The 13,730-nt window shown below is 35.8% G+C and carries 16 protein-coding genes, 2 pseudogenes and 1 riboswitch; of the genes and pseudogenes, 9 read left to right on the top strand and 9 right to left on the bottom strand.

Annotation, left to right across the window (positions count from 1 at the left end; all coding sequences use genetic code 11):
* Positions 1–402 carry a DUF3980 domain-containing protein gene (locus ACQKNI_RS02140; RefSeq protein WP_098357084.1) on the bottom strand — a complete coding sequence of 134 codons (402 nt, stop codon included), beginning with the start codon at positions 400–402 and terminating at the stop codon, positions 1–3.
* A gap of 96 nt (positions 403–498) precedes the next feature.
* Between ACQKNI_RS02140 and ACQKNI_RS02135 the strand changes: the two genes are divergently transcribed.
* Positions 499–951: an NUDIX hydrolase gene (locus ACQKNI_RS02135; protein WP_098882383.1), complete on the top strand. Its 453-nt coding sequence runs from the start codon at positions 499–501 to the stop codon at positions 949–951.
* Positions 952–984: 33 nt separating this feature from the next.
* Here ACQKNI_RS02135 and ACQKNI_RS02130 read toward each other — a convergent pair whose 3' ends face one another.
* Positions 985–1,896: a DMT family transporter gene (locus ACQKNI_RS02130; RefSeq protein WP_098357086.1), complete on the bottom strand. Its 912-nt coding sequence runs from the start codon at positions 1,894–1,896 to the stop codon at positions 985–987.
* 125 nt (positions 1,897–2,021) lie between these two features.
* On the opposite strand from ACQKNI_RS02130, the gene ACQKNI_RS02125 reads away from it, so the two are divergent.
* Positions 2,022–3,464: a PLP-dependent aminotransferase family protein gene (locus tag ACQKNI_RS02125; protein WP_098357087.1), complete on the top strand. Its 1,443-nt coding sequence runs from the start codon at positions 2,022–2,024 to the stop codon at positions 3,462–3,464.
* Positions 3,465–3,595: 131 nt separating this feature from the next.
* Positions 3,596–4,036, top strand: coding sequence for a YaiI/YqxD family protein (locus tag ACQKNI_RS02120; protein WP_088229530.1), 441 nt, complete (start codon positions 3,596–3,598; stop codon positions 4,034–4,036).
* Between the two features lie 76 nt (positions 4,037–4,112).
* Here the strand turns inward: ACQKNI_RS02120 and ACQKNI_RS02115 are convergent, their stop codons facing one another.
* The 6 genes and pseudogenes from ACQKNI_RS02115 to ACQKNI_RS02090 form a co-directional block, all read right to left on the bottom strand.
* Positions 4,113–4,427 carry a DUF3892 domain-containing protein gene (locus tag ACQKNI_RS02115; protein WP_088229531.1) on the bottom strand — a complete coding sequence of 105 codons (315 nt, stop codon included), beginning with the start codon at positions 4,425–4,427 and terminating at the stop codon, positions 4,113–4,115.
* A gap of 121 nt (positions 4,428–4,548) precedes the next feature.
* On the bottom strand, positions 4,549–5,373 hold the full coding sequence (locus ACQKNI_RS02110) for a DUF2785 domain-containing protein (protein ID WP_088229532.1): 825 nt from the start codon (positions 5,371–5,373) through the stop codon (positions 4,549–4,551).
* A gap of 128 nt (positions 5,374–5,501) precedes the next feature.
* Positions 5,502–6,173, bottom strand: coding sequence for a hypothetical protein (locus ACQKNI_RS02105; protein ID WP_427282161.1), 672 nt, complete (start codon positions 6,171–6,173; stop codon positions 5,502–5,504).
* Positions 6,174–6,346: 173 nt separating this feature from the next.
* Entirely contained in the window at positions 6,347–7,090 is a 744-nt protein-coding gene (locus ACQKNI_RS02100; RefSeq protein ID WP_427282160.1) for a metallophosphoesterase family protein, read from the bottom strand.
* A 13-nt stretch (positions 7,091–7,103) separates the two neighbouring features.
* Positions 7,104–7,217, bottom strand: a pseudogene (locus ACQKNI_RS02095) (aminoglycoside phosphotransferase family protein); the annotation flags it as partial.
* Positions 7,205–8,002 carry a VOC family protein gene (locus ACQKNI_RS02090; protein WP_088229535.1) on the bottom strand — a complete coding sequence of 266 codons (798 nt, stop codon included), beginning with the start codon at positions 8,000–8,002 and terminating at the stop codon, positions 7,205–7,207. The gene ACQKNI_RS02090 and the pseudogene ACQKNI_RS02095, both read right to left, overlap by 13 nt.
* A gap of 208 nt (positions 8,003–8,210) precedes the next feature.
* Here ACQKNI_RS02090 and ACQKNI_RS02085 point away from each other — a divergent pair, with 208 nt between their 5' ends.
* The gene (locus ACQKNI_RS02085; protein ID WP_088229536.1) at positions 8,211–9,104 is read left to right on the top strand and encodes a sulfite exporter TauE/SafE family protein; all 894 of its coding nucleotides are present in this window, start codon (positions 8,211–8,213) and stop codon (positions 9,102–9,104) included.
* 20 nt (positions 9,105–9,124) lie between these two features.
* Here ACQKNI_RS02085 and ACQKNI_RS02080 read toward each other — a convergent pair whose 3' ends face one another.
* Positions 9,125–9,586, bottom strand: coding sequence for a GNAT family N-acetyltransferase (locus ACQKNI_RS02080; RefSeq protein ID WP_088229537.1), 462 nt, complete (start codon positions 9,584–9,586; stop codon positions 9,125–9,127).
* Between the two features lie 321 nt (positions 9,587–9,907).
* Positions 9,908–10,100, top strand: a riboswitch (Lysine riboswitch).
* A 113-nt stretch (positions 10,101–10,213) separates the two neighbouring features.
* On the opposite strand from ACQKNI_RS02080, the gene ACQKNI_RS02075 reads away from it, so the two are divergent.
* The 5 genes and pseudogenes from ACQKNI_RS02075 (at position 10,214) to ACQKNI_RS02055 (ending at position 13,571) form a co-directional block, all read left to right on the top strand.
* Complete coding sequence (locus tag ACQKNI_RS02075) at positions 10,214–11,680, top strand: amino acid permease (RefSeq protein WP_088229538.1); 1,467 nt, start codon at positions 10,214–10,216, stop codon at positions 11,678–11,680.
* A 114-nt stretch (positions 11,681–11,794) separates the two neighbouring features.
* Entirely contained in the window at positions 11,795–12,100 is a 306-nt protein-coding gene (locus ACQKNI_RS02070; RefSeq protein WP_140417274.1) for an iron-sulfur cluster biosynthesis family protein, read from the top strand.
* A gap of 33 nt (positions 12,101–12,133) precedes the next feature.
* Positions 12,134–12,904, top strand: a complete 771-nt coding sequence (locus tag ACQKNI_RS02065; protein WP_088229540.1) for a DNA alkylation repair protein — start codon at positions 12,134–12,136, stop codon at positions 12,902–12,904.
* Positions 12,905–12,976: 72 nt separating this feature from the next.
* Positions 12,977–13,090, top strand: a pseudogene (locus ACQKNI_RS02060) (IS1595 family transposase); the annotation flags it as partial.
* 124 nt (positions 13,091–13,214) lie between these two features.
* Positions 13,215–13,571, top strand: a complete 357-nt coding sequence (locus ACQKNI_RS02055; protein ID WP_098252548.1) for a hypothetical protein — start codon at positions 13,215–13,217, stop codon at positions 13,569–13,571.
* Positions 13,572–13,730: the final 159 nt, after the last annotated feature.

Genomic DNA, 13,730 nt, shown 5'->3' with positions numbered 1-13,730 from the left:
TCACTTCATTTTTTCATAAATTTTAATGACTGTTTCTACTAGAAGGATGAATACCCAAATACCTGAAAACACAAGCACAGACTGGAATATCGATCCAATTACCATAACACCAACTGCACCTGTTATTGAAAATGATATTCCACCAAGCCCTGGATCCTGTATAAGTGCTCCAGCAGAAAAAGCGGTTATAATAGAGAATATTAAATAAATAACACTCATTATTTTTAATATCTTTATAGAAAGATACGAAGTTTGTTTTTCTTCCAATTGTGATAATTCGATTTCTCCGCTCGCAATTCCTTTTTGCAAACAATCTTCACATAGAAATTCTTCCTTAATTTTTTTACCACCGTGCAATGTACCTGTTATTTCTTTACAGCGCGAACACTTTCGATTTATCATTTTGGTATCACTCCCATCTCATAAGATTATACTTATACAATTCCATTATTACCTTAATATTCCTTTTATGTATTTTATAGAAAGATGAGGTGTTTTATGATGTCTAAACTTACTTTTGGTTGTAAAAAGCTTACTGAGCAATATGTATTACGACCTAGTTGTTATGCAATTATTTTTAACTCAACTTCTTCAAAGATTGCTGTTGTCCAAAAAGGGGAACGATACTTTTTACCTGGTGGCGGTATGGAAGGTACTGAAACAAAAGATGAATGCTTACATCGTGAACTACTAGAAGAATTAGGATGGGCCATTGAAATTGAGCAGTATATCGGTAATGCAATGCGATATTTTTATGCTGAAAAGGAAGATACATATTATTTAAACGATGGGTTCTTTTACATCGCGAACATGGTGAATCAGCAAACTGAAAACTGTGAGGAAGATCATGTTTTGCGGTGGATGTCTCCTTTACTTGCTGTAGAGCTTCTCATTCATGATCATCAAAAATGGGCCATTGAACAAGCGATTTTATTACGAAATAAAAAATGATCTCCTTCTATGTGAAAGAGATCATTTTTACTACTAACTTACTTTTTTCAAATTGAGAGCAGGCTTTTTGATTCCGCCTTTTTTGACTACATATAAACCGATGAAGATAATAAGACCGCCAACTAATTGCATCATATTGATTTCCTCTCCGATTGTTACAGCTGCAAAGATAACTGCGAACAATGGTACAAGATACATATAAACCATTACTTTTGTTGAGCCGATTTTGCTAATACCGACATACCACATCGCAAGTCCGAAAATTGTCGCAAAGACGATCGAATATGCTAGTGAGCCCCAGCTTGGCATATCTACTGGCCACGTTAATGTATTTACGTTGAATAAACAGTATATAACGAGAGGTACAATTCCAATTAAAGTAGACCATGATGTGACTCTCATTGCAGAGTATTTTGTAATAAGAGGTTGCGCTAATATCGGATACCATCCCCACGCAATTGCCGCGACTAATCCAATTACATTTCCGAGCCATGCATACTCGTAAGTAGCTCCTCCTGTATGCCCTGTTAATAAAACGAATGCTGCACCAATAAATGCTACTATCGAACCAATTTGCACTTTCATCGAAAAACGTTCTTGTTTGTGCAATACTGCTAATATCCCTGTAAATATAGGTGACATCGCAATTAATAATGAGGCGTTCGTTGCTGAAGTATATTTCACAGATAGCATAAACATCGTTTGATACATCGTCGTTCCAACAATGCCTACTGCTAATAATCGTAACCAATCTTTTCTTTCAATACGTAATGAGCGTTCCATTATAAAAGTAATAAGTAATAATACCGGTGATGCTACTAAAAATCGTAAACTATTAAATTGAATGGATGACATAAATGCCACGCCATACTTTCCAATTGTATAATTTGCTCCCCATACTAATGCAACTGATACTAGGAGCCATTCCATTTGCCATCGTTTCATCCGAATCTCCCCTTCCATATTTAGCATAGTAAAATTGGCTGGATAAAACACCGTCCAATTGGCTGTTTTTTTACCCAGCCAATTTGCTATACTTGATGTAGTGAAAAGATACGGAGGCGTTTTTTATGCAATGGAAGCTAGATAATGACAGTAAAATCCCTATTTATCAGCAAGTTGTTGACTTTATTGAAAAACGTATTACATACGGAGAACTTCCTCCAGGTAGCTTCCTCCCTTCAGAACGGAAATTAGCTACTCAATTAAATGTAAACCGAAGTACAGTAACAACTGCTTATAATGAACTTCGTGCTATGGGAATTGTAGAAAGTACGACCGGTAAAGGTACACGTGTGAGTACACATATGTGGGGCGTTTCTCCAACATTAACGCCGAACTGGAGAAATTTCGTAGAAGGTGGTACGTTTTTACCAAACTTACCGTTACTTCGTCATATTCGGTCAGAAGTACAACAAAATGAAAATATTATAGATTTCGCTAATGGAGAACTCGGTTGTAATCTCTATCCTCACGATCAACTACAAACGATTTTACGAGAACAACCGTTAACGAATTCATTAAGTTACGATCACCCGCAAGGTTATCTCCCACTAAGACAAGCAGTCGTAAGATATATGAAAGAATATTTAAAAGTTGAAGCAACCGAACAATCCATTATGATTACATCCGGCGCGCAGCAAGCACTTCACCTTATCGTACAATGTTTATTAAATCCAGGTGATGCTGTTGCTTTCGAAAGTCCATCACACTGTTATTCCCTGCCGTTATTCCAATCAGCAGGTATTCGTATTTTCCCGTTACCCGTCGACGAACACGGTATTAATCCAGACGATGTGCAAGAATTATTTAGAAAGCATCGTATTAAAATGATTTTTTTAAATCCAAATTTCCAAAATCCTACGGGAACGATGCTTCATCCAAAGCGCAGAAAAAAACTGTTATCACTTTGCGCAGACTTACGAATTGCGATCGTTGAAGATGATCCGTCTAGTTTACTTACGTTAGAAAAGAAACAACCTTGTCCTACTTTAAAATCAATTGATGAAAACGGAACAGTCATTTATGTACATTCCTTATCAAAAATGATCGCACCAGGTTTACGAGTCGGCTGGCTTGTCGCCCCGCAGTCTGTAGTAGAAAGGTTATCTGACGCACGGCACCAAATGGAATTAGGTATGAGCATATTCCCGCAGTGGCTTATGCAGCAGTTTTTTGAAACCGTACCATTTCAATCCCATATCGTACCGTTACGAAAACAACTAGCAGAAAAAAGAGACGTTATCGTCCGCGCCCTAAACGAGCAACTTCACGATAAAATCTCTTTTTCAAACCCGACCGGCGGTATATACATATGGGGAAAATTAAAAGAACCGATAAACGAAAAACAACTCATTATGCAAAGCTTAAAACAAGAAATTGCCTTTATGCCAGGTAGTATTTTCGGCGCGAAAGATGGTTATATTCGTTTATCTTATGGGAAAGTGAATATTGATCAAATTGAGGAAGGTATTGCTCGTTTGCGTGAAGCTATTTTGGTTTGTGAAAAATAACATTAGGTAAAGAGATCTTGTTTGACAAAAGATAAATCTACCATTATTATCAAGTCGAACCTATTTATCCCGCTATTTGTGGGCAGTAAAACTCCCACTAATTCAAGTTTCACTTTATAGGAGTGATAAAAATGAAAATTTACGTTGATGCAGATGCATGCCCTGTAAAAGATGTTATAATCTTTGAAGCTACGAAGGCAGAAATTCCTGTTACACTCGTTACTAGCTTTTCTCATTATTCTAATGCAGAGCAGCCAAAAGGTGTGGAAACAATTTATGTTGATTCTGGAGCAGATGCTGCGGATTACCGGATTATGCAGTTAGCAAAAAAAGAAGATTTAATCGTTACACAAGATTACGGTCTTGCTTCACTCGCTTTAGCAAAAGGCTGTATCGTTCTTCATCATAAAGGATACAAGTATACGAATGAAAACATTGACCAACTATTACAAACACGTTATTTAAGTGCAATGGTTCGAAAAAGCGGCAAGCGTACAAAGGGACCAAAACCATTTACAGCAGAAGATAAAGAGAACTTTAGAGCACTCTTTAAAAGTGTGATTGCACTTTAGAAATGAACCTTCTATTTGTAGAGAAAGAAAAGAAGAGAATATCCAAATGAACATTCTCTTCTTGAGGTTTACCCTTTTAAAATGAAGGTAAATTGTCTAAATTATTTTCCTTTATACCATCCGCTTCACTACGTATAATATCCCTACCATACTTATGAAATACGTCCAAATGAGCTAACTTCCCTGATTTTGCTTCGTTAAGAGCAGTAATATAATCTAACTCTCTTCCGCCGCTTGTTTTAAATGCAATTAAATCCCCGTCATCATTTTTACGAACGGCAACTATTTGTTCTGCCCCTGAAACGACATTCTGAGCTACTTCAAATTGAACTTGCTCTTCCCCTTGATGTAAGTAATCATTATACACTTTTTCAAAGTCTTTTTTGTCCATTAAACTCACCTCCAACACATTTTATTAGTATGGTTGGGAGGTGCTGGTTTTATGTACTTTAACATAATGTATTTTCATTTATTATAAGTATTGAATCATATATTCTAATCCGAAGACTTTTTTAATACCTACGCAAATCCTTCAAAGTCTCCAATATATCATCTGTAAAGGCTGTACTGCCCTCTGTCTCTAAAACTCTAAAATATAAACTTCTTAAGAAAGCTCTAATATTTTGTACTAAAATATCATACTGGGGGTGCGGGATGTCTTCAACAATAGCTATACTATGTAACCAGTTGCTCCACTCTTCTTCAGTTAAAAGGTTTTGGTTACGTAACGACATAATTGGCGTTACTAATCTCTCATCCTCAAAGTGTATGTATACGTAGTCATTTAAACGAACCTTTTGACGAACAGCAGCTAGTATTGCATATGAAAATTCACGATTTTGTATTGTACGAGCTAAAGCATCTAGCGCATCAGCAGCATGTGCTGTAGAATGTGCCCAGCCTTTTCCTTCTACGTAACCTCTTACATCTTCTTCTAAATAGACATATTCTAGCACTTGTTCTGCCACACTGTACAGTTGTTCTTCAGATAACAACGGTTCTCTTTCATGCACAGATAAAATAAGTGGCGGGATTAAAACAGAGAATGCACGTTTGAAAACAGAGTCTGTTCCCTTTTCTCCAATTTTATAAAATAAATAATCCGGGCTAATTGCTTGTAACATTAATCCTCGTAATTCTTTTTGTCTAAACACATCATTTGTAATCCACTGATGAAGCGTACTATATATCAAATCATCTCGTAATTCAGCATCAGGTGATCCGATATAATCTAGCATCCACTGTGCATATGGATATGCATCTACGTCTTCTGGTACAGCATAATTGTTATTTTTAATTTGTTGTAGTTCTTCTTTTAATTCTAGTACTTCATTCATTATATCCCCGTCCCCTTTTTACGTTTTGTAATTGCCTTATCCCCTGTTCTTCACTTCATAAAATTAATTTCATTATACAAGAATTATAACAACAAATATAAGGCTATACATATATTTCTGATTATGTATTACGTTCTTTCATGAAATATAACTCCTGGATTTCCTAAATCACTATTCTGAAATACAATATCCGCACACCCTATCGGATTATGCTCGTCTATATACATTTTACAAGCCGCATGATACCTGTTTAAAAACATCTTCTCTGCTTTTTCAAAGCTTCCAAAAGCTTCAGTCTCCCGCTTCGAACCACGTTTCCTCGCAATCTCAAAATCTGTATCTACAAAAATTTTGTAATCAAATAAATGCTCAATGTCTTTTTTCAATAGAAATGTTCCATCTACTATTAATACCATATTTTTCTGGGCTACTAGCGGTTCATTATGAACAAGGATATCCGTTATTAAGTTATGAGAAATCGTTTCATACTGTAAATTCCCATTAGGTCCTAAAGGCATTAATAACCTTTCTTTAAAAGCTGTATAATCGTGTGCATCTTCATAATATCCTCTAGCAGATTCTTTACCTTGCGTATAGCGAATCACTCTCGGGTTATGAAAATCGTCAATACTTGCGCGTGTTACTGGTACTCCTTGCTTTTTTACTTCTTCCGCTAGTTCGTTTGCAAATGTTGTCTTTCCTGAAGCTGTAATACCACTTATTCCCACTCTTATTGGATGGGTTAAGTTTAATTTTAAAATATGATCTACAATTTTTTTTATGTGGTTTTTACGGTTCATGATATTTCCTCCTACAATAAGTTTACATAATATAATTATGAGTAAGAATTTATGTCACTATTTGTCGGTAAGTCGATATCCTATGTCGAATCGTCGATATACCGAAAAAATCGTTGATATATTTTTAGTTACGAAAGATATATTTGAAAAATCGTTGATATATTATTATTCGCTTACTTCCCCTTAAACCCTCGATACAAAGCAGTCCGTAACTCCTGTTTATATTCTTCAATTTCCGGCATATCGAGTTCTTCTGCTAGTCTGATAGCCAATTCAATATCATACGGTACTCGTACGAGTTGGATGGAAAAACTCGTTGCTTCTTTTTCATTGCAAGTTCCTTCAAAAATTAAATAGGATGCTTGTGTAATTTCAAGAGAATTTCCTACACTACCAGCATTACATAACGTTTTCCCTCTGAAATTTTGAACAAATGCTTGGTGAACGTCACCGTAACAAACGACATCTGGTTGTCTTTCTCCTTCTATATTTTCCGTCAAATCACTATTTTCGAACATACTAATACGCTCTTCTCTTGTAGCATGTGGTTGAATTCTTTCGTATAAACTTCTCGGTGATGCGTGGAACATACGAATGAGTTTCCCGCTCATATAAAACTCGATTGAAAATGGTAAACTTCTTAAATACTCATTTTGTTCTTCTGATAGTTGTTTTTGATGCCATTTTAACGCTTCAAATTCAGTCGGTTTTGTTATAAAATCATCCCAGTTTCCCATTACGACTACTTCACATTCTTTACGAATAATTTCAATTACTTCGCTTGAATGAGGGCCTTTTCCGACTAAATCTCCAAGACAAATAATGCGCTCGATTCCTCTTAATTTAATATCTTGTAGCACAGATTCTAAAGCTGGAATATTACCATGTATATCTGAAATTACTGCTATTTTATCCATATGAATTCCTCCGTTATTTATTGTTTATTATATCTACATGTTGTGATTGATACCATTCTGGAATATAGGATGAAAAATGATTATGATCTTCTAAAATTCGATTTACTCTCTCTTTCAATATATGTACAAACTACCTAACACTTCATGCTCTCGTTTATTTTCCCCTTTAAACTCCACTGCAAAAGGATATTCGCCTTGATTCTTCAAGCATTCTAGTACTAATCCTTCCCCAATTGGTGCACAAAACTGTACATGAATGTCACCAAATGATACGCTTTGACACTCTGCATTCCATTCTTCATTTTTCACGATCCGGCTTGCCGTTAGCCCCATTACTTCTTTCCATTTTCGCACCGTTTCTCGAACGTTTTTCACCGCGTAATGAATCGTTTCAATTTGTTGTACTTTGTTTTTATGCTCAGTGATCGTCCCTATTTTCTGTAAATCGCTTCTTCTTTCTTCATCTGTTTCATTCCACTGTATAAAGAAAGGTAGTTTTGGTCCGGTCTCTTCTTGCTTTACAAATAACATTTTCCATTCTAAAAGACGGCCATCTTTTCTCATACGTTTCCCTTCAAATGGTCCAATCGTTTGTATGCCATGCTTTCTGAACTTAACTGCTAATTCTTCAATTGCACCTGTTCGAATTGCGATTTGTAGCATTCCTTCTCCAGCTTGTAATTTCACGACCGTTTCCTGCACTAATGGATTTTCTGCTTCTTTCGCTTTTTCTTCATGCTGGACTGCTAAAAACTCTATATATGATAAGTCAAAATAACATAAACTATTCCAAGTACCCCAAGTCGTATGTTGTCCACCTAATGCAGTATGAAATCCACGCTCCTGCATTTGTTTTGCTGCTTCCTCCGGTGTGCCATGCACTGCATGAACGAGATGATCAAATGCTAACATTGTCTTTCTCCCCTTTCTCTCCATCCTTTTATTGTATATTTTATTTTTCTTTCATTCAATTCAAAAAACTTTAAAACCTAGTTGATTTATACGATTAATGTGTATTATAATAAAACAAATCTAATTATTGCTGATTGGAAAAACCAAAGGCACTTTTCTCATATGGGAAAAGTGCCTTTTTCATTTATTTATTACAGGGGGAATATTTATGCAGAAATTAATTGTATTTGCTATTATTGGGTTTTTCGCTCAATTGATTGATGGAGCACTCGGAATGGCGTATGGGGTAACCTCTACTTCTCTATTATTAATGTTTGGTATCGCACCGGCTGTAGCTTCCGCTTCTGTTCACTTAGCTGAAGTCGTTACAACTGCCGCTTCTGGTGCATCTCACATTAAATTTGGAAACGTGGATAAATATACCGTTTCCAGGCTTACGTTACCAGGAGCAATTGGTGCATTTATTGGGGCATGTTTTTTAAGTAATTTACCTGGCAATGTGATTAAACCGTACATTTCAATATTTTTATTCACTTTAGGGGTTTATATTTTATTACGATTTCTTATTCAAAAACAAATTGTCGCTTCAAAAAAACGTATGTCTGCCAAACAACTTGTACCGCTCGGTTTATTCGCTGGATTCGTCGATTCAACTGGCGGTGGTGGCTGGGGTCCAATTACGACACCTGTGCTACTTGCAAGAGGAAATGAAGCTAGAAAAGTGATTGGCTCTGTAGATACGAGTGAATTTCCTGTTTCGCTCGCTGCAACAATCGGCTTCTTCATCTCACTTGGCTGGGAACAAGTAAGCTGGGTTTGGGTATTCTCCTTAATGCTTGGCGGTATTGTTGCAGCTCCAATTGCAGCATGGTTAGTACGCATCGTTCCATCTCATTTACTTGGCGTATTAGTTGGTGGTCTTATTATTTTTACGAATATACGTACACTACTTACAACATTTAAAGTGGATCCAACTATTATTTCACTTTCTTACGTGGCAGTTGGTCTTGTCGTTATTATATCTATTTTTATTGCTGTCCGTAATCATTCGAAACATTCGACAATTGGATACCCGACAGATCAAAAACAAATACTACCTTAATTACAAAAATACCGCCCGATTTATTTCGAGCGGTATTTTTCTATTTTCCAATTGATCATCGTTTCTGTAGCTTCTACTCTCTTCATATGTAATTTTTCTAATACACGGATTGAACCATAATTATCTTGAAGTGTCTCTGCAATAACCGTTTCTACTTCTCCTGTCTGAAAAGCCCACTTTATTAATTCAGCTACAGATTCTGTAGCATATCCTTTATTCCAATATTTCTCAATAAAACCGTAACCAATTTCTACTGTACCATTCTCGCTTGGTTTCCCTTTAAAACCTATATCCCCTAGTACGATGTCATCTTCTTTTCGAATGACATACCATGCGCCCCAAGGTAATAAAGCCGCATCTTCTTTTACATGTTCTACATGGCCTATAATATGCGGACCACTGTTATACCCTTGTTTTTCAGCAACACGAAACATCTCTTCTGTACATGGTACTATATAGAGCCTTTCCGTTTCTAATTTCATAATGATTTCCCCTTTTCCTTTAAACGTTTATCTCATTATAACAAAAAATATGACCACATTATGAATGTCGAATTATATTTTCCGAATTTTCTTTTAATTTTAAAGGGTTTTTCATCATTTTTTGCGAAACATTTGTATAACAATTTCTTTCTTTATTTTTTGTTACATAACAGTAGGTTCGGGTGGAGTTTTGCAAACGTTTCCTAAACAATAACCGATATTTTTTGACTTTTCCTAACAAAATCCCTTGCAATATATTCAGAAAGTGATTACAATTGCGATATATTAAAAATCTTAGCAATATATAAATCCTCATCAGTCCGATGAGGTAGAGGTTGCGACTTTTAAAAGTAAAATGGACGAGACACAGAGAATGTCACCGACTCCGTTTGAAAGGAAAAGTTGCCGAAGTTTATATTTCTTCTCTGGAACTATAAGCTGGGGCTGTCTCCGAAAGGAACAGAACTGTCACGTTTACAAAATTACCGTGTAAACGTGGGGTGCTATCTTAACGGAAGGGTATGATGGGGTGGTTATTTGTGAAACGTTCCGCCAAATTCCTTTGGCGGTTTTTTGTACTTTTCTCCCCCCGCTCCTTCCTATCTTACAAGAAAAGGAGTGTTGAACATGAATAGCGCAACGAATCAAACTACCTCTAAAACGCAAACTACACAAGGAAAAGGTGAATTAAAACGTAGTTTAAAATCAAGACACCTTACGATGATTTCTCTCGGTGGTACAATTGGTACCGGACTATTTCTTGCCAGCGGTGGTGTTATCCATACAGCTGGACCTGGTGGTGCATTAGTTGCATACGCCGCAATTGGTATTATGGTTTATTTCTTAATGACAAGCTTAGCAGAACTCGCAGCATACATGCCTGTAACTGGATCTTTCAGCACGTATGCAACAAAATTTGTTGATCCATCACTTGGTTTCGCACTAGGATGGAACTATTGGTATAACTGGGCAATTACGATAGCGGCTGAACTCGCAGCTGTATCGTTAATTATGAAATTTTGGTTTCCAGATACACCTTCACTCGTTTGGAGTGGCCTTTGTTTAGCTATTATTTTCCTTTTAAACTACTTATCTGTTAAAGGGTTTGGTGAATCTGAATATTGGTTCGCACTTATTAAAGTAGTTACGATTATTATCTTTTTAATTGTCGGTTTTATGATGATTTTCGGCATTATGGGCGGCGAATCTGTTGGCTTTAAAAACTTCACTGTTGCAGATGCACCATTTAACGGCGGCATTATGGCAATTATCGGTGTATTTATGGCAGCTGGTTTCTCCTTCCAAGGTACTGAATTACTTGGGGTAGCTGCTGGTGAAACGTCTGATCCAGAACGCAATATTCCGAAAGCAATTCGTTCGATCTTTTGGCGTATTCTTTTATTCTATATCCTTGCGATTCTCGTTATCGGTTTATTAATTCCTTACACAACTGAAAGCCTTGCTGCAAGTGATGTTACAGTAAGTCCATTTACACTTATTTTTGAAAAAGCGGGCGTTGCCTTTGCTGCTTCTGTTATGAACGCTGTTATTTTAACTGCCGTACTATCTGCTGGTAACTCTGGTATGTATGCATCAACTCGTATGCTTTGGGATTTAGCTCGCCAAGGCAAAGCACCGAAGTTCTTAGGGAAATTGGATAGCCGCGGCGTACCTGTTAACGCATTAATCGTAACATCAATTGTTGGTAGTGTCGCTTTCATCGCTTCTTTATTCGGTGACGGCGTTGTATACATTTGGTTATTAAACGCATCTGGAATGTCTGGCTTTATCGCATGGGTTGGGATTGCAATTAGTCATTATCGTTTCCGTAAAGCATATATCGCACAAGGAAAAGATTTAAAAGACTTACCATATAGAGCAAAATGGTTCCCGTTCGGTCCAATCTTCGCATTTGCACTTTGTGTCATCGTCATTTTAGGACAAAACTATGGCGCATTTATGGGAGAATCTATCGATTGGAACGGTGTATTCGTTTCTTACATCGGTTTACCACTTTTCTTAGTACTATGGTTAGGATATAAATTTACGAAGAAAACAAAAGTGATTCCACTTGATAAATGTGAACTAAAATAAAAGTGCAACGAGCAAACAAATTTGTTTGCTCGTTTTTTATTGCAATGCTTCTCCCTTCCCTATTGCTCCTGTTTTTGCAATAATAAAGGAAATATACATAAAGGTTGGGATACTATGAACATTCGTATTACTGATGAAGCAAAAGCAGCTATACATAGATTAGAACGTGAAGATAAAAAGATCATTCGCATTAGAGGGACAATGACAAACTCTTGTAGCATTTTCGTTGATGTGGATTTAATTTGGGATACTTATCATGCCGATGATATTGTATATGAAGATGCTGATTTCATCGTACAAATGGATTCATTCACGAAAGACTATACTGGTGATACAGTGAAACTGGATTATAAGACGACAGGTTTTAGTATTACAACGCCTAGTGAAACTTTGGTTTATGGGTTGTCGATTAAAAAATAAAATTTGTTTTCAACTGACCACTGAGGTGAAAATATGGGTAAATATGTTCCGTTAAAATTTTTATTTAATGAAGAATTAGCAGAAAAAATGGCTGATTCTATTTGTAAACATGATCCTAATTTCTCTAAAAAAACCTTTGTAGCTTCCGTAACATGTAAAGTTGAAAATTTAGAATTAAAGCAACGTATTGAAGTAATCGCAGATGAATTACACACTACATTACAAAAAGATTTCAGTGAAGCAATACATATATTACTGAAAATATTGGGACCAGAAAATACAACAGAAGTAGGCACATTTACAAACGGATATATGTATATGCCTATTGCAAAATACGTTGAAAAATACGGGCTTAACGATTTTGAATCCTCATTCAATGCTATGTATGAAATAACAAAAAGGAATACTGCTGAATATGCCATTCGGCCTTTTCTTGAAACATATCATGAAGACACACTAAACATATTACAAAAGTGGATTCATGACGACAACAGCCACATTAGAAGATTAGTTTCTGAAGGTACTAGACCAAGACTTCCTTGGGCTAAAAAAATGGGAGCTCTGAAAGGTGATTTTAAGAACAATTTAAAACTTCTTGAACCATTAATGAATGACCCTTCTAAATATGTTCAAAAATCTGTAGCCAATCATATTAATGATATTACGAAAGAAAATAAAGAGCTCGTTTTTCAATGGTTACAGCAATTACGCGATAACCAGCATCCAGTTAACCCTTGGATTATAAAACATGGGTTAAGAACGGTAATTAAAAATGGTACTTTACCAAAGGATTTTTCTTTTTGAGTATTTTACACAAAAACGCTTATGCTTCAAAAATGAAGTATAAGCGTTTTTGCTTTTTGAATAGGCTCTGTTAGTCACAGTAATGAAAGCACTAAGCAACATATTAAAGAATTTCTATTAACATCATTTATATTTGAAATGACTTACACATTTGACAGTTTGCGATTGTCAAAATTTAATGTGTAGTTCCGATTAAAACTTTGTAATCTGAATAGTTCGATAATAATTGATTAAAGAAAATAATATAATATAAGATAAGATAATCTAATTATTAAATCTATACACAGAAAGGAGAATTACTTTGAAAATAATGAGAATTCTACTTCTATCAGCAATAGTCTTACACTCTTTCGTTTTAAGTGGTTGCCAAAGCTCAGATAAGCAAACAGGAACAAAAGCAGTACAAACAACAAAAGACGTGCGGGAAATTGCTTGGAATTCGCTTACTGACTCGGAACGAAAAGAAATTGTCGGTGATTGGAAAGACGCAAAAGTAAGTAAAGTAACAGCAGACACAAAGAGATTTAGTTTAATTGACCCTTCCTTCGATGGTAAAGAAGTGTCAATGGTTACGTTAAGTTCTAAAAAAAGTGCTTTGTTGGGCGACATTATCAAACTTGTTGATGAAAAAACACAAAAAGTTATCGGGAGAGTAATGAGAAAATAATACTATTTTAGCAACTCTCCACTTACACAATTATGAGGGACGAACTATACTAATACTGTGTAATAAAATAGGAAACCCCTAAGTATATGTTGGGTTTCCTAAATTTTTTACAGATTATCAACATTAAAATTTAACAGCGCCTTTGAATAAAGAAATAAC

Source organism: Bacillus sp. NPDC094064, from assembly GCF_050279585.1.
GTDB lineage: Bacteria > Bacillota > Bacilli > Bacillales > Bacillaceae_G > Bacillus_A.
Note: the sequence above shows the minus strand (reverse complement) of the source record. Positions and strands in the feature narration are given on the sequence as shown.

Bases quoted from the DNA above. Each gene is read 5' to 3' on its own strand.
- ACQKNI_RS02140 (WP_098357084.1), bottom strand. From the start codon at position 402: ATGATAAATCGAAAGTGTTCGCGCTGTAAAGAAATAACAGGTACATTG.
- ACQKNI_RS02135 (WP_098882383.1), top strand. From the start codon at position 499: ATGATGTCTAAACTTACTTTTGGTTGTAAAAAGCTTACTGAGCAATAT.
- ACQKNI_RS02130 (WP_098357086.1), bottom strand. From the start codon at position 1,896: ATGAAACGATGGCAAATGGAATGGCTCCTAGTATCAGTTGCATTAGTA.
- ACQKNI_RS02125 (WP_098357087.1), top strand. From the start codon at position 2,022: ATGCAATGGAAGCTAGATAATGACAGTAAAATCCCTATTTATCAGCAA.
- ACQKNI_RS02120 (WP_088229530.1), top strand. From the start codon at position 3,596: ATGAAAATTTACGTTGATGCAGATGCATGCCCTGTAAAAGATGTTATA.
- ACQKNI_RS02115 (WP_088229531.1), bottom strand. From the start codon at position 4,427: ATGGACAAAAAAGACTTTGAAAAAGTGTATAATGATTACTTACATCAA.
- ACQKNI_RS02110 (WP_088229532.1), bottom strand. From the start codon at position 5,373: ATGAATGAAGTACTAGAATTAAAAGAAGAACTACAACAAATTAAAAAT.
- ACQKNI_RS02105 (WP_427282161.1), bottom strand. From the start codon at position 6,173: ATGAACCGTAAAAACCACATAAAAAAAATTGTAGATCATATTTTAAAA.
- ACQKNI_RS02100 (WP_427282160.1), bottom strand. From the start codon at position 7,090: ATGGATAAAATAGCAGTAATTTCAGATATACATGGTAATATTCCAGCT.
- ACQKNI_RS02090 (WP_088229535.1), bottom strand. From the start codon at position 8,002: ATGTTAGCATTTGATCATCTCGTTCATGCAGTGCATGGCACACCGGAG.
- ACQKNI_RS02085 (WP_088229536.1), top strand. From the start codon at position 8,211: ATGCAGAAATTAATTGTATTTGCTATTATTGGGTTTTTCGCTCAATTG.
- ACQKNI_RS02080 (WP_088229537.1), bottom strand. From the start codon at position 9,586: ATGAAATTAGAAACGGAAAGGCTCTATATAGTACCATGTACAGAAGAG.
- ACQKNI_RS02075 (WP_088229538.1), top strand. From the start codon at position 10,214: ATGAATAGCGCAACGAATCAAACTACCTCTAAAACGCAAACTACACAA.
- ACQKNI_RS02070 (WP_140417274.1), top strand. From the start codon at position 11,795: ATGAACATTCGTATTACTGATGAAGCAAAAGCAGCTATACATAGATTA.
- ACQKNI_RS02065 (WP_088229540.1), top strand. From the start codon at position 12,134: ATGGGTAAATATGTTCCGTTAAAATTTTTATTTAATGAAGAATTAGCA.
- ACQKNI_RS02055 (WP_098252548.1), top strand. From the start codon at position 13,215: ATGAGAATTCTACTTCTATCAGCAATAGTCTTACACTCTTTCGTTTTA.